Origin of the sequence: Streptomyces sp. NPDC029044 (assembly GCF_040637495.1) — a bacterium.
GTDB lineage: Bacteria > Actinomycetota > Actinomycetes > Streptomycetales > Streptomycetaceae > Streptomyces.
The window spans coordinates 175,766-193,754 of record NZ_JBEZWN010000005.1; the positions used below are offsets into that span (position 1 = coordinate 175,766).

A 17,989-nucleotide genomic window follows, 5' to 3' on the forward strand; every position below is an offset into this window, starting at 1 on the left:
TTCAGTCGGCCGGCAGCGGCTCCATCATGCCGTCGAGCCACGTCCGCCATTCTTCGGCCCGGTCCGCCGGAGGCACTCGCATCGGCCGTCCGACCCAGCCCGTCACGGGCCGGATCCCGTGCAGCGCGTTCACCAGCCACACCTCCCGGCCGTCCAGCTCCGCCACGGTCCGCTCGCGGTGCGCGATCCGCAGCCCGGAGCGCAGCGCCCGCTCCTGCACCAGCCCCGCCGTGACACCCGGCAGGACGGGCAGCCGCGGCGGGGGCAGGCACAGGGTGTCGTCCTCCCACCACAGGACACTGGCCGTGGCCGACTCCAGGACCGTGCCCGAGCGGGCGATCAGCACCGCCTCCTCCGCGCCCTCGCCCGTGGCCCGGCGGCGCACCCGGGCCAGGGTGTCGAGGTCCGGGCCCTTGCGGCGGGGCACCGTCCGCGGATCGGACTGGCCCGCCGCCCACAGGCGCACCCCCGTACCCAGCGGCGGAGCCGGCCGCAGCAGCAGCCGCAGCTCCAGGGACCCCGCCGCTAGTTCCACCCGGGGGAACCACTCCCCGGTTCTGGGCAGGGCGGCGGTCACGTCCTGCCAGAACGCCGTGAGCCGGCGCGGTTCCGGCCCGCCGCAGTCACCGCAGGACCGCGAGAACCGCTCCCGGTGCCGGGCGTAGGCCCGCACCCGGCCCTCGCGCAGCAGCCAGGAGTCCGCGACGAGCAGCCGCCCCCCGGCCGCCCGCTCCGGGGCCGGGGCCAGGCCGCGGCCGGGCGTCCAGGCCCACAGGCCCTCCGCCACCGCCGGTCTTGGCACCATGGGTCCTCTCCTCAGTACCTGCGGCCCGCGACGGCGGGCGCCCCGTGCCGGGGCCCGTACGGCGCGTGCTCCAGCCAGGATCCACACCACGGCAGCACCGGCGCCAGGGCCGCCGCGGCCCGCTGCCTGACCCGGACGATCCGGCGGTGCGGCCGCAGATGGTCCAGGGCCGTGCCGGCGGCGGCCATGTTGAACAGGCCCGCCGCGCGCCGCACCTCCGCGAAGTGCTCGACCGCCTCCGCGGTCCCGGCGGCGATCGCCCCGGCGGCGGCCGCCGCGTCCGCGATCCCGCTGTTCATGCCGCGCGCCCCGAACGGCGGGAAGAGATGCGCCGCCTCACCGGCCAGCAGCACCCGCCGGTGCGGATCGGTGAACGAGGCGGCCACCTTACGCAGGAAGCGGTACGTCGACACCCACAGGATCCGGTCGCCGTAGCCCTCCCCGACGATCGCCGGCAGCCAGCGGCGGACGGCCTCGTCGGTGCCGAACTCCTCCGGCCGGTCGTCGTCGCGGCACTGGAGGTCGATCTGGAAGCCCCCGGTGAACGGCACCCGCATCACACTGCGCCCGCCCGCCCCCGGATGCTCGTAGTGGAAGACCCGCTCCAACGGCAGCTCCGCGCCCGGCACGTCGGCGACGTCCACGACGACGTGGAAGCCCTCGCCACGGGTGCCCTCCAGCTCGATGCCCAGCTCGCGCCGGACCGCGGAGCGGGCCCCGTCGGCGGCGACGACGTGGTCGGCGCTCCGCTCCCGCCCGTCCGCGCCCGTCAGCCGGACCCCGCTTTCCGTGCTGCGCACGCCCGTCACCCGGGCGCCCCACTCGAAGCCGACCCCGGCCCGCGCACAGGCCGCGCGCAGGAAGCGCTCGGTGTCCGTCTGGCGCAGGCTGGTGAAGGGCGGCGGTCCGGACGGGGGCGGGAAGGTCCGGGCGTAGACCTCACGCCCCCGGTAGAGGGTGCGCCTGGTGTGCCAGGTCCGCCCGTACGCCGTGATCTCGGCGGCGAGGCCGGGCAGCATCGCGTCCAGCAGGCCGAGGGTCTCCCGGTGCACGAACAGGGCCCGGCTGCCGGGCCGTTCACGATCCTGCGGGTCGGCCTCCAGCACGGTGACGGGCAGCCCGTGGGAGCGCAGCGCGAGGGCCGCCGACAGGCCGACCGGGCCGGCCCCCACGACCACGACCGGTGTCATGCCCTGACGCCTTCGCCGAGCATCCGGGCGACCTCCACCCGCTTCACCTTCCACGTCGCCGTCATCGGCAGCTCCTCGAAACGCCACTGCCGCGGCTCCGCCATCGTCGGCAGCCCGGCCGTGGCCCGCCGCCAGCGCTCCGGATCCAGGGGCCGCTCGCCGCGCACGCACACCACCGGCACCGGCTCACGGCCCGCCCCCGGCACGATCACGACCTCCCGCAGCTCCTCCAGCCGGGACATCAGCGCGTCCTCGACCTCCAGGTTGCTGTGCACGGCGTCGATCCGGTCGATCTCCCGGTCGATCAGGTACAGCGCGCCGAGACGGTCGCGGTAGCCCAGGTCGCCCATCTCCCACCAGCCGTCGCTCAGCTGACGGTCGTAGCGGTCCGGCATGCCGAGGTAGGTCAGGATGCGGCCACGCGTGCGTGCCTCGATACGGCCCGGAGTGCCGGGCGCGACCCGCCGGCCCTCGGCGTCGGTCACCCGGACCCGGGTGAAGCCGGGTATCCCGAACCCGACCCGGCGGCCGTCCGCCCGGGCCGCACTGCGCCGGGTCACCACCTGGAACGCCACCGGGCCCGTCTCGCTCTGCCCGTACAGCTGGACCAGCCAGGGCGTACGGCGCCGCGAGGCGTCCAGCAGCCGCCGCACGGTCCGCGGATGGATCGCGTCGAACGTCGAGCCGTACGACCGGACCCGGGACAGCGGCGCCCCGGGCGCACCGGCCAGCTCCTCCCACAGCACGAACGTGTTGGGATGCGTCTCCACGATGCCGGGCCGATGCCGGACCAGCAGCGGGCCGACCGAGGCCGGGTCCGGGTCGGTGATCAGCACGAGCGGGCTGCCGAAGTGCAGCAGGACCCCGAGCAGATGGTAGAAGCGCGAGTGCACGAACGACATGTGCAGCGCGGCGGTCTCGCCCCGGGTGGGCCGGCCCATCGCCTGCTGCGGCACGAGCCGGTTCCACATGGTCCGCGCGCAGTGCACGGCCAGTTTGGGGACGCCGGTGGTGCCCGAGCTGTGGGTGATCAGGGCGGGTTCACGGGGGTGCAGCCGGACGGGCGGGGGCGCTTCGGCGCCGGTGTACTTCGCCAGGGGCTCGGCACGGGGCGCGTCGTCCACGGACAGCGTCCGGCGCACGAGCCCGGACAGGGCGACGTCCTTCAGGCCGTCCAGCGTCGCGGCGTCGGTGATCAGCCAGGGCTGCCGCAGCCGTCCGAGGAGCTGCCCGGCCACCTCCGGGGCCAGCGCGGGCGACAGCAGCACGGGCACGGCCCCGATACGGGAGACGGCACAGGTCAGCAGCATGATGTCGACGTTGTCCGCCTTGTGCACGGCGACCTGCTCCGAGGGCCGCACCCCGGCCTCCCACAGCCGCCCGGACAACTCCTCGACCACCTCGGCCAGCACCATGTAGCTCAGGTCGGTGCCGAGGGAGGGGGCGACGTCGAGCGGCCGGTCGAGGGTGACGAAGACCGCCCCGTGCCGGTCGGCCGCACGCCGGAAGAGCGGTCCCAGGTAGAAGCCGCGGTCCGCGAGCAGGGGCTGTCGCATGGGGTCGTTCCTCTCCGTGGTGTTCACCAGGCGCCCTCGCGCACCAGATGGCGGCGCAGCTTCCCGGTCGGGGTGCGGGGCAGCGACGGGACGAAGCTGACGCTGCGCGGGACCTTGAACGCGGCGAGGCTCTCGCGCGCCAGGCCGGTCAACTCCTCGGCCAGACCGTCCCGGACGGGCGGGACGGGGACCACGAAGGCCCGCAGCCGGCTCGCGCCGCGCCCGTCGGGGACGGCGACGACCGCCACCTCCCGCACCGCCGGATGGGAACCCAGCACGGCCTCCACCTCCAGCGGGGAGATGGTGATGCCGCCGACCATCTCCATGTCGTCGGCCCGGCCCAGGTGCCGGTAGGTGCCGTCCGGTTCGCGGCGGGCCCGGTCCCGCGTGGCCAGCCAGCCGCCCACGAGGGTCCGGGCCGTCTCCTCGGGCCGGTTGAGGTAGCCGGGCGTCACCGTCGGCCCGCGCACCCACATCTCGCCCTCCTCGCCGTCCGGCACCGGGTGGCCGTCGCGGTCGCGCAGCTCCACCTCGAAGCCGGGGACGGGCGGACCGACCGTGCCCGGGCGGTTGTGGGCGAAGCCGTTGGCGCAGAACGCGTGACCGGCCTCGGTGGAGCCGATCTGCTCCAGCACCGGGGCGCCCAGCAGCGCGGTCACCTGCGCGGCCAGCCCCTCCGGCAGCCCCTCGCCGGCCGACACCGCGGCCCGCACCGAGGCGAAGCAGCCCTCGTGCCCGTGGCCCCGCTCGGCGACCAGCGCGGCGTACGCGGACGGCACGGAGTACAGCAGCGTCACCCGGTGTCGCGCGACCAGCTCGTCGATGACCGCCGGGCCGGGACGCCGGTCCACCAGCACGGCGGACGAGCCGGAGAACAGCGGGAAGACGAACGCGTTGCCGAACCCGTAGGCGAAGAACAGCTTCGACACCGACAGGGTGACGTCCTGCGCGGTGATCCGCAGCACCCGCCGCCCGATCAGATCGTGGTACGTCCGTGGATCCCCGTGCGTGTGCACGACGCCCTTGGGCCGGCCCGTGGTGCCGGAGGTGTACTGCACGTACAGCGGGGCGTGCGCGTCGACCTGGTGGGCGGGGGCGGGCCCGGCGGTGGGGGCCGGCGCCATCAGCTGGTCGGCGCCGAGGCCCGGCCGGCCGGCGAACCGGTCCTCCAGGCCCGGCCCGGTCACACACAGCACGGCGGCGGTGTCCTCGGCCAGGAACGCGTGGTCGGCTGCGGGGAGGTCGGGGTTGACCGGCACCGCCACGGCGCCGAGGCGGGCCGTGGCGAGGAACGCCGTCACCCAGGCCGGGGAGTCCGGCAGCGCGAGCAGCACCCGGTCGCCGGGGCGCACCCCGTGGCCGGCCAGCACGGTGGCCGCGCGGGCCGCGAGGTCGTGCACCTCGCCGTGGGTCCAGGCCCGGTGCCCCTGGTGGAATGCGGTCCGCCCGCTCCACCCACGCCGCTCGGCGAGTTCCGCGAGGTGGGCCGCGAGATTCCCGGGCGCCTCGGTCTCCGCCGGGCTCAGCATGGCCTGGGGAGTGGTCATCGCCGGGCCTCCCCGGCCGCCCCGGCTCTCTGCCCCGGCGGGCTCTGCTGCCGCGACCGGCCGGCCGTGTGCCGCTGGAGGGCGCGCATGGGGGCCGCCGTCTTCAGTAGCATCTCCTCGTACTCGGCGTCCGGATCGGAGCCCAGCACGATGGCGCCGCCCGCTCCCAGGTGCGTCAGACCGTCGGCGAAGACGGCGGTCCGGATCACGATGCTCAGGTCGGCACCGCCACCGCAGCCGAAGTAGCCGAGGGCGCCGGAGTAGACGCCGCGGGCCTCGGTCTCCAGCGTGTCGATGATCTCCAGCGTGCGCAGCTTCGGCGCGCCCGTCATCGACCCGCCCGGGAAGCAGGCCCGCACGCAGTCCACCGCGTCCGTGCCCTCCCGCAGTCTGCCCTGCACGGTGGACACGAGCTGGTGCACGGTGGCGTAGGTCTCCGTGGCCATCAGCTTGGAGACCCGTACGGTGCCGGTCCGGCAGACCTGCCCCAGGTCGTTGCGGAGCAGGTCCACGATCATCAGGTTCTCGGCCCGGGTCTTGGCGTCGGAGGCGAGCGCGTCCCGCAGCCGGGCGTCCTCCTCCGGCCCCTCGCCCCGGGGCGCGGTGCCCTTGATGGGCCGGGCCTCGGCGGTGCCGTCCCGGCCGATCCGCAGGAACCTCTCGGGCGAGGAACCGGCCACCTCCAGCTCCCCGAACCTCAGGAACGCCGCATATGGGGCCGGGTTGTCGCGGCGCAGGGTCCGGTAGAACTCCAGCGGGTCGGGCGGAGCGGGCAGCCGGGCGGCGTTCGTCAGGCAGACCTCGTAGCTGGTGCCGGAGCGCAGCGCCTGCCGGCACGCCTCGATGTCCGCGAGGTACGTCGCCCGGTCCCGCACCAGCCAGGGCTCGGCGGCGCCGGGGTCGGCCGGCGCCGGCGGTCCGGGCAGCGGCGGGCGTTCCGTCGCCACGCAGGAGAGGCCGGCCAGTACGCCCTCCAGCCAGTCGGCGGCCTCCCGCGCGGCCTGCGGGGTGTCCTCCGCCAGGCACACGGCGTAGGTGAAGCCCTCCTCGTGGTCCACCGCGATCACCCGGTCGGCGAACAGCCACGCGGCGTCCGGGGTGGGGGAGCGGTGCCGGTTGGCCGACCCGCAGTCGGCCTTCATCTCGTAGCCGAAGTAGCCGACGTAGCCGCCGGTGAAGTCGAACGGCAGCCCGGTCGCGTCCACCCGGCGGTTGGTCAACTGCCGCTTGAGGTAGTCGAAGACACTCGCCCTCACCCGCCGCAGGGGCCGCCCCGCCCGCTCGATCTCACACCGCCCGGCACCGACGTCGTACCGCACGAACTCGGCGAGCGGCCCCTGGTCGTCCCCGAGGAACGAGAACCGTGACCGCCCCGGCTCGACCAGTGAACTGTCCAGCCAGAAGCTCCGCGGCGACCCCGCGAACATCCGGCTGAAGACCGCCTCGGCATCGACGGCACCGCTGACCCTCCGGGTGTGCAGCCGATACCCGACCCGATCGGGCCGACGGGGCCGGGGGATGGCGACGGAGTCCGGTGCGACCCGGGCGGGCGTCTGCCCTCCCCGGGCGGAGGCGGGCGCGTCGGCGGCCGTATCACCGGCACCTGCGGAGGCGGCCGGGCCGGCGCCGCCGGGCGCAGGAGCAGTCGGGTCGGATGAGGCGTCCTCGGAGCGTGGCCCGGGCCTCGCAGCCGGAACGGTGGCATCCCCGGGGTTCGTCCCCGGTCCCGCTCCGGGGGCGCCCTCCCCGGGCACCGTCGCAGCCGGGGACGATGCCGCCACCTCGGGGCGCGGGCCGACCCCCGCAGCGGGGGCGTCTTCGGTGGGTGTCACGGCTGCCGGGGTGGAGGCGACAGCTCGGGGGTCGGCTCCCGGGGCGGCCCTGCCGGGCACGGTCGCAGCCGGGGACGATGCCGCGGCCTCGGGGCGTGGCCCGACCCCCGCAGCGGGGGCGTCTCCGTCGGGTGTCACGGCGGCCGGGGTGGAGGTGACAGCTCCGGGGTCGGCTCCCGGGGCGGCTGTCGGGGTGACCCTGCCGGGTGTCACGGCTGCCGGGGACGATGCCACGGACTCGGGGCGTGGCCCGACCCCCGCAGCGGGGGCGGCCCCGTCGGGTGTCACGGCGGCCGGGGCGGACGCCTCGGACTCGGGGCGTGGGTCACCCCCCGCCGTCGGAGCCGGCCTGCTCGACGGCGTGGTCTCGTCGAGCCGCGTCGTCCCGGGGCCGCCGGGCGCGTTGGCCTTCGCCCGGGTGACGGCGGCGACCTGGAAGACGGCCGCGGCCACCGGGCGACGAAGGCCGCCGAGGCCGAGAAGACCGCCCAGAGGACGCCGGGCCCCCGCGTCGCACTCCGGGACGACGACCCGCCGCCGGACCTGCTCGTGCGAGGGCACGGCCGTGTTCTTCGTGCGCAGCTTGCCCGCCCGCTCGGCGGTGAGGTTGCGGAAGTTCACGAGCATGCGGTGTCCGTACTCCGTGAGGACCGACTCCGGATGGAACTGCACTCCCCACAGCGGCCGGCTGCGGTGCCTGAGCCCCATCAGGACGCCGTCCTCCGCCCAGGCCGTGGCCTCCAGCGTCTCCGGCAACGGCTCGCGCACGGCCAGCGAGTGGTAGCGGACGGCGGTGAAGTGCTGCGGCAGACCGTGGAACAGGTCCCGGCCGTCATGCCGGATCGTGGACAGATGCCCGTGCCGCGGTTCCGGAGCGGGCCCCACCAGTCCGGCTTCCCCGAGCGCGATGCCCTGATGCCCCAGGCACACACCGAGCACCGGAACCGGGGAGGTCGCGAGCAGCCTGCTGCCGATACCGAGATCACGCGCCTCGCCCGGATGCCCGGGCCCCGGGGACACCACGAGGTTGTCGAACGCCCGGAGATCGGGAAGACCGTCGACGGGAGCGTCGTTCCGGACGACCACCGGCTCCTCGCCGTTGACCTCGGCGATCAGCTGGAACAGGTTGTACGTGTACGAGTCGTAATTGTCGATGAGCAGGGTCTTCACCCGCCCACCTCCCTCTGTTCGTTCGCGGGCCTATACGGCCCGGCGTTTGTGCCGCCCGCGCAGTGCCTGGAGCGACGGGTACAGCCATTTCCGGAAGAAACGCTGGAGCCGCGGCATGAGAATCCAGGTGACAAGGGCCGTTACACACAGGCACAACAACAGCGTGCGAAACAGTGCATTGAGGTCACCGAGATAGGGAAGCACCGTCAGATTGAACAGGAGCACCGGCGGGAAAACCGCGCTCATATTCACGAACCACAGTTTCCATTTCGACGGTGGAGCCGGCGGCGGGGGCGTCAGCGTCTGCGCGTCGAACCAGGCCCGGGCGCCCGGCACCCGCCTGCGCTCCGCCTCCTGGGCGACGCCCGCCAGCCGGGCGTCCCATTGTTCCCGGGAGGGTGATTTCTCCCAGGCCAGGGCCAGACCCTCGCTGGCGAAGCGATAGACGACATGCCACTCCGCCCCTCCGTCGACAAGTACCCCACCCCCCATGAATCCCGGCTGCCGCGCGGTCGCGCCCAGCATCGCCCACCCCCAGGAGTGGAAGTCGGCTGCACGGCCCGGCATCACGCGATAGGCCACGGTGACCGTGACGGGATTACTGGTCACGCCGTCCCATACGGAAAGCGCTCACCGCGCGTTCAAGATTCAACAAAGAATTTTCCGGTCGCCCGGAAAGTCACCCCGAAGGTGAAGAATCTCCGCAGGTCGGAAAGCGCGTGCACTCAACCCGGCGTGACCGCGCTCTCCTCCGCCTCCACCGGCGCCTCCCCGAACCGCGACAACGCCAGCGCCCCCGCCACCGCCACCGCGAAACCGAGGATCGCCAGCCACCCCAGCCCCGGCCGCGTACGGTCCCCGAGCCACACCACGCCGATCAGCGCGGGCGCGACCGTCTCCCCGAGCACCAGACCGGCCGTCGCCGTGGTCACCGACCCGCGCTGCAAGGCCGAGGTCAGCAGCAGGAACGCCGCCCCGCCACCGAGCAGCAGCGCGTACGTCGCCGGGTTGGGGAACAGCTCCCCGGGTGAGAACCCGTCGATGAGCCGCACCGACACCTCCACCACCCCGAACCCGAGCCCCGCCCCCAGTCCAAGCGTCAATGCCCGCCCCCGTTCCGGCAGCCGCCCGGCCACCGCCCCGAGCAGCAGCACCCCGGCCGCCGCCCCGAGCATCGCCCACTTCAGCCAGGCCGGCCCCTCCTCGTCGCCCTCCGCCCCGGAGGCCAGCCCCAGCAGCGCCAGCCCGGCGCACACCACCGCGACCGCCGCCCACTCGACGCGGCTCAGCCGCACCTTGAGCAGCCGCGCCGCGACCACGGCCGTCACCGCGAGGCTCGCCGCCAGTGCCGCCCCCACGGCGTAGATCGGCACCGAGCGCAGCGCGAGGATCTGGAGCACGAAACCGAGCCCGTCCAGCGCGAGTCCGGCGAGGTACCGCCACTGCCGCAACGCCCGCCACAGCAGAGCCACGTCCCCGCCCGGCCCGGTCGCCGCCGCCGCCCGTGCGGCGATCGCCTGCAACACGGTCGCCGTACCGAAGCAGACCGCCGCGCCGAGGGCACACACCATTCCAAAGATCACAAATCGACAGTAGGGGAGCGTCCGGGGGCGGGGGGCCATGCGCGGCCGTTCACACCGATCTCTAGGCTGACCGTCTGTCAGTGCACACGGGGAGATGCGGGGAGACACGCACATGGCTGAAACACGGCGACGGTTGCGTTCGAGCACGGTGGTGCTGGGCGGTATGGGCGTCCTCGCGGCGGCCCTGTCCGCGTGCGGTTCCGACCCCGACCGCCGCTGTGTGGACCGGGACAGCTACGACTACATCAACGGCTACAAGATCGTCGCCGACAAGAACTGCTCGTCCGGCTCGTCCTCCGCCGGCAAGGGCCGCAAGAAGACCGGCTCGTCCAGGGTCGACGCCGACTGGTACTACGACGCCGACGTCAACGCCGGCTGGGCCGACGACGGCACCTTCAGCCGCGACGAGGCCGTCGACCGGGGCGGCTTCGGCTGCTCCGGCTCCGGCAGCGGCGGCGGCTGACGGGCGGGCCCGGCGATGGAACGCCGCACCATGGAGCCCCGCCCCGGCTGGCAGCAGACCGTCGAGGAACAGGGCCTGATCTACCCCCTGACCCGCTACCCCGACGACTCCCTGCGCCCCTACTGGGACGAGAGCGCGTACTACGTCTTCTCCCTGGAGGAGATCGAGGCCCTGGAGGAGGTGGTCGAGGACCTCCACCGCATGTGCCTGGCGGCGGCCGGCCACATCGTCGCCGAGGACCGCTTCGCCGACCTGGGCATCACCGACCCCCGCATCGCCCGCAGGGTCGCCGAGGCCTGGCACCGCCGAGCCGAACTCCCCTCCGTCTACGGCCGCTTCGACCTCCGCTACGACGGCACCGGTCCGGCCAAGCTCCTGGAGTACAACGCCGACACCCCCACCTCACTGGTCGAGGCCGCGTCCCCCCAGTGGTTCTGGATGGAGGACCGTTTCCCCGGCGCCGACCAGTGGAACTCCCTGCACGAGCGCCTCATCGACGCCTGGAAGAAGCAGGCCGCCCTCCTCCCGCCGGGCAGCCCCCTCTACTTCGCGTACTCCTCCGCCGACGAACTCGGCGAGGACATGATGACGGTCGCCTACCTGAAGGAGACCGCCGAGCAGGCCGGCCTCGCCACCGACTGGATCTCCATGGAGGAGATCGGCTGGGACCGCCTCTCCGGCCGCTTCGTCGACCAGCGCCTGCGCTTCATCCGCAGCGTCTTCAAGCTCTACCCCTGGGAATGGCTGACCACCGACCGCTTCGCCGACCACGTCCTGGACACCCTCGACAACGGCGGCGGCACCGGCTCCACCCTGTGGATCGAGCCGGCCTGGAAGATGCTCCTCAGCAACAAGGCGCTCCTGGCGATCCTCTGGGAGCTGTATCCGGACCACCCGAACCTCCTCCCCGCGTACCTGGACGGTCCCCGGGACCTGCCCGCGAAGGGCTGGGTCGCCAAGCCCCTGCTGGGCCGCGAGGGAGCGGGCGTCACGATCCACGAGCCCGGGTCCGCCCCCACCACCCGCGACGAACCCTGCTGCTACCAGCAGCTCGCCCCCCTCCCCGACTTCGACGGCAACCGCGTGGTCCTGGGCGCCTGGGTGGTGGAGAACGAGTCGGCGGGCCTGGGCATCAGAGAGTCGTCCGGCTTGATCACGGACGAGTACGCAAGGTTCCTTCCCCACGTGATCCTTTAGTCGGGGCCGGGGCCGGGGCAGATGCCCTGAAAGGGGCGCGGGGAACTGCGCGACAAGCCCCCACGCACCCGCACCCGGCACCGAACAGCAACCCGGCAGACGCTCCCCGCCCACTCCACCCGGTAGGCTGACCCCGGGCCGTGACTGGCGCGCTGGGATGGACCAACCATCGGGGAGCGGCCCGTGCAGAGAGAGCCGTGCGCCTGGGCCGTACCGTGAACGCTGAACGCAACGTCCGGAGGTCCACCATGTCAGCCGAGCCCCTCTCCACCGCTTCCACCGCCTACCGCGCCGCCCTCGACGTGATCCGCGCCGTCGAACCCCGCGTGGCGGACGCCATCGGCCAGGAGGTCGCCGACCAGCGCGAGATGCTCAAGCTGATCGCGTCGGAGAACTACGCCTCCCCGGCCACACTCCTGGCGATGGGCAACTGGTTCAGCGACAAGTACGCCGAGGGCACCATCGGCCGCCGCTTCTACGCCGGCTGCCGCAACGTCGACACCGTCGAGTCCCTCGCCGCCGAGCACGCCAAGGAGCTCTTCGGCGCCCGCCACGCCTACGTCCAGCCGCACTCCGGCATCGACGCCAACCTCGTCGCCTTCTGGTCGGTCCTCGCCCAGCGCGTCGAGGTCCCCGCCCTGGAGAAGGCCGGCGCCCGGCAGGTCAACGACCTCTCCGAGGCCGACTGGGCCGAGCTGCGCCGCGCCTTCGGCAACCAGCGCATGCTCGGCATGTCCCTGGACGCCGGCGGTCACCTCACCCACGGCTTCCGCCCGAACATCTCCGGCAAGATGTTCGACCAGCGCTCCTACGGCACCGACCCCGCCACGGGCCTCATCGACTACGAGGCGCTGCGCACCTCCGCCCGCGAGTTCAAGCCGCTGATCATCGTCGCCGGCTACTCCGCCTACCCCCGTCTGGTGAACTTCCGCATCATGCGCGAGATCGCCGACGAGGTCGGCGCGACGCTCATGGTCGACATGGCGCACTTCGCCGGCCTGGTCGCGGGCAAGGTCCTCACCGGCGACTTCGACCCGGTCCCGCACGCCCAGATCGTGACGACCACCACCCACAAGTCGCTGCGTGGCCCCCGCGGCGGCATGGTCCTGTGCGACGACTCCCTGAAGGACCAGGTCGACCGCGGCTGCCCGATGGTCCTCGGCGGTCCGCTCCCGCACGTCATGGCCGCCAAGGCGGTCGCTCTCGCGGAGGCCCGCCAGGAGTCCTTCCGCGACTACGCCCAGCGCATCGTCGACAACTCCCGCGCCCTCGCCGAAGGCCTGATGCGCCGCGGCGCCACCCTCGTGACCGGCGGCACGGACAACCACCTGAACCTGATCGACGTCGCCTCCTCCTACGGCCTCACCGGCCGCCAGGCCGAGGCAGCCCTGCTGGAGTCGGGCATCGTCACCAACCGCAACGCCATCCCCGCCGACCCCAACGGCGCCTGGTACACCTCCGGCATCCGCATCGGCACCCCCGCCCTGACCACCCGGGGCCTCGGCACCGCCGAGATGGACGAGGTCGCCGGCCTCATCGACCGCGTCCTCACCACCGCGGAGGCGGGCACGACCAAGTCGGGCGCCCCCTCCAAGGCGTCCCACGTCCTCGACGCCAAGATCGCCGACGAGATCTCCCGCCGCGCCACCGACCTCGTGGCCGGTTTCCCGCTGTACCCGGAGATCGACCTGGGCTGACGCCCCGGGCCCGTCACTCGTCCAGGTCGATGAGCACGTGACGCGGCTCCTCCCGCGGCGGTCCGGCTGCGCGCCGGGCCGCCGCGCGGCGTATCAGCAGCGTGCCGCCCGCGCCGGCCGCGAGCCCCAGCGCCGCCGCCGTCACCGCCCACCGGACGACGTCCCGCAGCGGACCGTCCGGGTCCGCGGCGGCGGCCGGGCTCGCGACGGGCCCGCCCTCGGCGTCGCCGAGCAGCCGGGCCAGGTCGAACCGCTCGAAGACGGAGCGCGGTGCCCGGTGCCAGCGGATGTCGTCGTCCTCCACGGTGGGACTGGGATCGGAGCGCACCCAGGGCGTGCCGTCCCCGGCCACCAGCAGCTGGTCCTGCCGCTCGACGGCCACGTCCCCGCCCGGCGGCCGGTTCGTGCTCGGCCACCCGCCGACCCCGGACAGCCCCCAGAGCACCGTGAGCCGCACCGGCGGGAAGCTGCCCTCCGCCCACTCCTCCGGCACCTGCTCCGTCCCCGTGTGCGTGGGCTCCAGCAACAGCCACAACCGGGCGAAGTCGCGCTGTCCCGAGCGCACCGCCACGGTCCGCCCCGTCCCGCCCGCGACGACCATCGCCACGTCGGGAACGTCCCGTCCGCGCGCCGGGACGGCGCCGGCGGTCGTGACCGTCCCACCTCCGGCCAGAACGGCCGTCACGGACACCACCAGCCCCCATCGCACCACCCGTCCGCGCAACACAGCCGAACCCGTCCGGCCCCCCAACACAGCCGAACCCGTCCGGCCCCGCAACGCAGCCGAACCCGCTCGGCCCCGGCATCTCCCCGCCCCGCCCCGTGCCCGCACCGGTCCCCCTCCGCATCGGCCCCACCGTGAGCCCGCCCGGGGGCGGTCCCGCGCCTCACCCCTTGTTACACCGCCGGGGCCGAACGGGCTCCCGTCTGTTTCCGGCCCGTTCCGGATCGGCCCCCGGGACCTGAGAGAATGGTGAGCATGGCCTCTGACCGACCTCGCGTGCTCTCCGGGATCCAGCCCACCGCCGGCTCGTTCCACCTCGGCAACTACCTCGGCGCCGTCCGCCAGTGGGTGGCCCTCCAGGAGACCCACGACGCGTTCTACATGGTCGTCGACCTGCACGCGATCACCATCCCGCAGGACCCGAAGGACCTGCGCGCGAACACGCGCCTGGCCGCCGCCCAGCTCCTCGCGGCGGGTCTCGACCCGGACCGCTGCACGCTCTTCGTGCAGAGCCACGTCCCCGAGCACGCCCAGCTCGCCTGGATCATGAACTGCCTCACCGGCTTCGGCGAGGCCGGCCGGATGACCCAGTTCAAGGACAAGTCCGCCAAGCAGGGCGCCGAGCGCGCCTCGGTCGGCCTGTTCACCTACCCGATCCTCCAGGTCGCGGACATCCTGCTCTACCAGGCCAACGAGGTCCCGGTCGGCGAGGACCAGCGCCAGCACATCGAGCTCACCCGCGACCTCGCCACGCGCTTCAACGGCCGCTTCGGCGAGACCTTCACCCTTCCGAAGCCGTACATCCTCAAGGAGACGGCGAAGATCTACGACCTCCAGGACCCGTCGATCAAGATGAGCAAGTCGGCGTCCACGCCGAAGGGCCTCATCAACCTCCTCGACGAGCCCAAGGCCACGGCCAAGAAGGTCAAGAGCGCCGTCACCGACACCGACACGGTGATCCGCTACGACGCCGAGAACAAGCCGGGCGTCAGCAACCTGCTCACGATCCACTCGACCCTCACCGGCGAGAGCATCGGCGAGCTGGAGGAGAAGTACACCGGCAAGATGTACGGCGCGCTCAAGACGGACCTCGCCGAGATCATGGTCGAGTTCGTGACGCCGTTCCGGGAGCGCACCCAGCAGTACCTGGACGACCCCGAGACGCTCGACGCGATCCTCGCCAAGGGCGCCGAGAAGGCCCGCGCGGTCGCCGCGGAGACCCTCGCGCAGGCGTACGACAAGGTCGGCTTCCTGCCCGCCAAGCACTGAACCACGCCCCCGCACACAGCCGTACCACCGAACAGCGCTGTACATCACTCCGGTTGCGCCTGCCCGTAACCCGGTCGTGGCCGTACAGTCGATAACCGGGTGGTCGTATCAGCGGCCACACTGACACGACAGGAGACGACGTGGGGACCGTAACGATCGGTGTCTCGATCGCGGTCCCGGAGCCTCACGGCAGCGAGCTCCAGCAGCTGCGCGCGGGCTTCGGCGACGCCGCCGCTCACGGCATCCCCACGCACGTCACCCTGCTGCCGCCGACAGAGATCGACGAGGCGTCCCTGCCGGCCGTCGAGGCGCATCTGGCCGAGGTCGCCGCCGCCGGCCGCGCGTTCCCCATGCGGCTGTCCGGCACCGGCACCTTCCGGCCCCTGTCGCCGGTGGTGTTCGTCCAGGTCGTCGCGGGCGCGGAGGCCTGCACGCTGCTCCAGCAGCAGGTCCGCGACCCCGCCGGGCCGGCCAACCGCGAACTGCAGTTCCCGTACCACCCGCACGTCACCGTGGCGCACGGCATCGACGAGGCGGCCATGGACCGCGCCTTCGAGGAACTCGCCGACTACGAGGCCGAGTGGCCGTGCACCGGCTTCGCCCTCTACGAGCAGGGCGCCGACGGCGTCTGGCGCAAGCTCCGCGAGTTCCCCTTCGGCGGCTCGGTGGTCCCCCCGCAGGCCGGGCGGGTGGAGCGCGGCTCCGTCCCCATCCGCTGACCCGCCCGCGGGGTCAGACCGGCAGTCGCCGGAACACCCCGCGCGGCAGGTGCCGCAGCGCCGCCATCACCACGCGCAGCGTCCCCGGCACCCACACCGTCTCCGAGCGGCGCCGCAGCCCCAGCTCCACGGCCGACGCGACCGCCTCGGGCGTGGTCGCCAGCGGAGCCTCGGGCAGACCGGCGGTCATCCGCGTCCGGACGAAGCCGGGGCGTACGACCATGACGTGCACGCCCGTGCCGTGCAGCGCGTCGCCCAGGCCCTGCGCGAAGGCGTCGAGGCCGGCCTTGCTGGAGCCGTAGATGAAGTTCGCCCGGCGGGCCCGCTCGCCCGCCACGGAGGACATCACGACGAGCGAACCGTGCCCCTGGGACTGGAGCGAGCGCGCGCACACCAGACCCGCCGAGACCGCTCCGGTGTAGTTGGTCTGCGCGACCCGTACCGCCGCCTCCGGCTCCCGCTCGTCCCGGGCCTGGTCGCCGAGCAGCCCGAAGGCGAGCAGCACCATGTCGACGTCGCCCTCGGCGAAGACCTTGCCGAGGACGGCCTCGTGGGAGGCGGGGTCGAGTGCGTCGAAGGCGACGGTGTGCACGTCTGCGCCGAGCCCGCGCAGCTGCCCGGCGGCCTCCTCCAGGGCGGGGGAGGGGCGGCCGGCCAGCCAGACCGTACGGGTGCGGCGGGCGATCAGCCGGCGGGCGGTCGCCAGCGCGATCTCCGACGTACCGCCGAGGACGAGCAGGGACTGGGGGAGGCCGAAGGCGTCCTTCATGACAGCTCCTAGAGGTTGCTCACAGACTGAGGCGGCGGGCCAGGTCGGACACGAACACCCCGCACGGGTCCAGCCGGGCGCGCAGTTCGCGGAAGTCGCCGAGGCGCGGGTACATGGCCGCGAGCAGCTCCGGGCGCAGCCGGGCGTCCTTGGCGAGGTAGACCCGTCCGCCCGCGGCGGCGACCTCCTCGTCCAGTTCGTCGAGGAACGCGCCGAGGCCCGGCAGGCCCGCCGGGATGTCCAGGGCCAGCGTCCAGCCCGGCACGGGGAACGACAGCCAGCCCGGGTCGGACTCGCCGAAGCGCTTGAGGACGGCGAGGAAGGACGGGCAGCGGCGTTCGGAGATGCGGCGCACGATGCGGCGCAGGGCGTCCTCGCGGCCGTAGCCGACGACGAACTGGTACTGGACGAAGCCGCCCCGGCCGTAGACGCGGTTCCAGTGGGGCACCCCGTCCAGCGGGTGGAAGAAACCGGAGATCCGCTGGAGTTGGCCGGTCCGGGTGCGGGGGGCCTTGCGGTACCACAGCTCGTTGAAGAGGCCCACGGTCGTCCGGCTGAGCAGGCCCTCGGGGAGGATCGCGGGGGTGGCCGGAAGGCGGGAGGTGCGGAAGGCCAGCGGGTCCCGGCGCAGGCGGGCGGGAAGCGCGTCCAGCGGAGCGTGGTCGCCGCGGGTGAGGACCGCGCGGCCGGTGGCGGCGCCCCGGGCCAGCAGGTCGATCCAGGCGACCGAGTAGCGGTAGCGGTGGTCGGTGGCCGCGAGCCGGGCCATCAGGTCGTCGAGGTCCGTCGCCCGCTCGGTGTCGACCGACATCAGCGAGGTCTCGACCGGCTGGAGCCGGATCGTCGCGGTGAGGATCACGCCGGTCAGGCCCATGCCGCCGGCCGTGGCGTCGAAGAGCGGCGTGCCGGGGACGACCGTGCGGATCTCGCCGTCCGCGGTGAGCAGTTCGAGGGCGAGCACGTGCCGCGCGAAGGAGCCCGAGACGTGGTGGTTCTTGCCGTGGATGTCGGCGCCGATGGCCCCGCCGACGGTGACGTACCGGGTGCCGGGGCTGACCGGCACGAACCAGCCGAGCGGCAGCAGCACCTCCATCAGCCGGTGCAGGGAGACGCCCGCGTCGCACAGCACGGTGCCGCCGTCGGCGTCGATCGCGTGCACCCGGTCCAGCGCCGTCATGTCGAGGACGGCTCCGCCGGCGTTCTGCGCCGCGTCCCCGTACGCCCGCCCCAGGCCCCGGGGGATCCCGCCGCGGGCCCCGCAGTCCCGGACGGCTGCCGCGGCTTCCTCGTACGACCGGGGGCGGATCAGCCAGGCGGCGGTGGGGGCGGTGCGGCCCCAGCCCGTCACGGTGGTGTGGTCCATGCCCATGACGTCCGGGTCGAAATCGGTCTCGGCAGACATGTCCGTGACCGTATCGCCCTGGTGTGAGCGATTAGTTCGCGAACATGGCATCCCTCCCCGAAATGG

Annotated in this window: 15 protein-coding genes and 1 riboswitch; of the genes, 5 read left to right on the plus strand and 10 right to left on the minus strand. The window is 73.6% G+C overall.

Annotation, left to right across the window (positions count from 1 at the left end; all coding sequences use genetic code 11):
- Position 1: 1 nt before the first annotated feature.
- From AB0E85_RS07075 to AB0E85_RS07105, 7 genes are all read right to left on the minus strand, one after another.
- Positions 2-805 (minus strand): aminotransferase class IV, encoded by an 804-nt coding sequence (locus AB0E85_RS07075; protein WP_361923430.1) that lies wholly within the window; start codon positions 803-805, stop codon positions 2-4.
- A gap of 11 nt (positions 806-816) precedes the next feature.
- Entirely contained in the window at positions 817-1,995 is a 1,179-nt protein-coding gene (locus tag AB0E85_RS07080; protein ID WP_361923432.1) for an FAD-dependent monooxygenase, read from the minus strand.
- Positions 1,992-3,551, minus strand: a complete 1,560-nt coding sequence (locus tag AB0E85_RS07085) for an AMP-binding protein (RefSeq protein WP_361923435.1) — start codon at positions 3,549-3,551, stop codon at positions 1,992-1,994. The genes AB0E85_RS07080 and AB0E85_RS07085 overlap by 4 nt, the downstream gene beginning before the upstream one ends.
- A 23-nt stretch (positions 3,552-3,574) precedes the next feature.
- Positions 3,575-5,098, minus strand: a complete 1,524-nt coding sequence (locus AB0E85_RS07090; RefSeq protein WP_361923438.1) for an AMP-binding protein — start codon at positions 5,096-5,098, stop codon at positions 3,575-3,577.
- Positions 5,095-8,100: an aminodeoxychorismate synthase component I gene (gene pabB, locus AB0E85_RS07095; RefSeq protein WP_361923441.1), complete on the minus strand. Its 3,006-nt coding sequence runs from the start codon at positions 8,098-8,100 to the stop codon at positions 5,095-5,097. The genes AB0E85_RS07090 and pabB overlap by 4 nt, the downstream gene beginning before the upstream one ends.
- 30 nt (positions 8,101-8,130) lie before the next feature.
- Positions 8,131-8,709, minus strand: coding sequence for a hypothetical protein (locus tag AB0E85_RS07100; protein WP_184849188.1), 579 nt, complete (start codon positions 8,707-8,709; stop codon positions 8,131-8,133).
- Between the two features lie 116 nt (positions 8,710-8,825).
- A complete protein-coding gene (locus AB0E85_RS07105) occupies positions 8,826-9,671 on the minus strand; it encodes a hypothetical protein (protein WP_361923702.1) in 846 nt (281 codons plus the stop codon).
- A 124-nt stretch (positions 9,672-9,795) separates the two neighbouring features.
- Here AB0E85_RS07105 and AB0E85_RS07110 point away from each other — a divergent pair, with 124 nt between their 5' ends.
- The 3 genes from AB0E85_RS07110 (at position 9,796) to AB0E85_RS07120 (ending at position 13,040) form a co-directional block, all read left to right on the plus strand.
- Complete coding sequence (locus AB0E85_RS07110) at positions 9,796-10,146, plus strand: hypothetical protein (protein ID WP_361923444.1); 351 nt, start codon at positions 9,796-9,798, stop codon at positions 10,144-10,146.
- A 15-nt stretch (positions 10,147-10,161) separates the two neighbouring features.
- On the plus strand, positions 10,162-11,343 hold the full coding sequence (locus tag AB0E85_RS07115; RefSeq protein ID WP_361923447.1) for a glutathionylspermidine synthase family protein: 1,182 nt from the start codon (positions 10,162-10,164) through the stop codon (positions 11,341-11,343).
- 130 nt (positions 11,344-11,473) lie between these two features.
- Positions 11,474-11,559: riboswitch (ZMP/ZTP riboswitch) on the plus strand.
- Complete coding sequence (locus tag AB0E85_RS07120; RefSeq protein WP_361923450.1) at positions 11,559-13,040, plus strand: glycine hydroxymethyltransferase; 1,482 nt, start codon at positions 11,559-11,561, stop codon at positions 13,038-13,040. It overlaps the preceding riboswitch by 1 nt.
- Before the next feature lie 13 nt (positions 13,041-13,053).
- Here the strand turns inward: AB0E85_RS07120 and AB0E85_RS07125 are convergent, their stop codons facing one another.
- Positions 13,054-13,641 (minus strand): hypothetical protein, encoded by a 588-nt coding sequence (locus tag AB0E85_RS07125; protein ID WP_361923704.1) that lies wholly within the window; start codon positions 13,639-13,641, stop codon positions 13,054-13,056.
- Positions 13,642-14,019: 378 nt separating this feature from the next.
- On the opposite strand from AB0E85_RS07125, the gene trpS reads away from it, so the two are divergent.
- On the plus strand, positions 14,020-15,033 hold the full coding sequence (gene trpS / locus AB0E85_RS07130) for a tryptophan--tRNA ligase (RefSeq protein WP_361923453.1): 1,014 nt from the start codon (positions 14,020-14,022) through the stop codon (positions 15,031-15,033).
- A 140-nt stretch (positions 15,034-15,173) separates the two neighbouring features.
- Positions 15,174-15,752, plus strand: a complete 579-nt coding sequence (locus AB0E85_RS07135; protein WP_361923456.1) for a 2'-5' RNA ligase family protein — start codon at positions 15,174-15,176, stop codon at positions 15,750-15,752.
- A gap of 13 nt (positions 15,753-15,765) precedes the next feature.
- On the opposite strand, the gene AB0E85_RS07140 is transcribed toward AB0E85_RS07135, so the two are convergent.
- Both AB0E85_RS07140 and AB0E85_RS07145 read right to left on the minus strand, forming a co-directional pair.
- Positions 15,766-16,521 carry a decaprenylphospho-beta-D-erythro-pentofuranosid-2-ulose 2-reductase gene (locus AB0E85_RS07140; RefSeq protein WP_107455813.1) on the minus strand — a complete coding sequence of 252 codons (756 nt, stop codon included), beginning with the start codon at positions 16,519-16,521 and terminating at the stop codon, positions 15,766-15,768.
- 19 nt (positions 16,522-16,540) lie between these two features.
- Complete coding sequence (locus AB0E85_RS07145) at positions 16,541-17,923, minus strand: FAD-binding oxidoreductase (RefSeq protein ID WP_361923459.1); 1,383 nt, start codon at positions 17,921-17,923, stop codon at positions 16,541-16,543.
- Between the last annotated feature and the right edge of the window lie 66 nt (positions 17,924-17,989).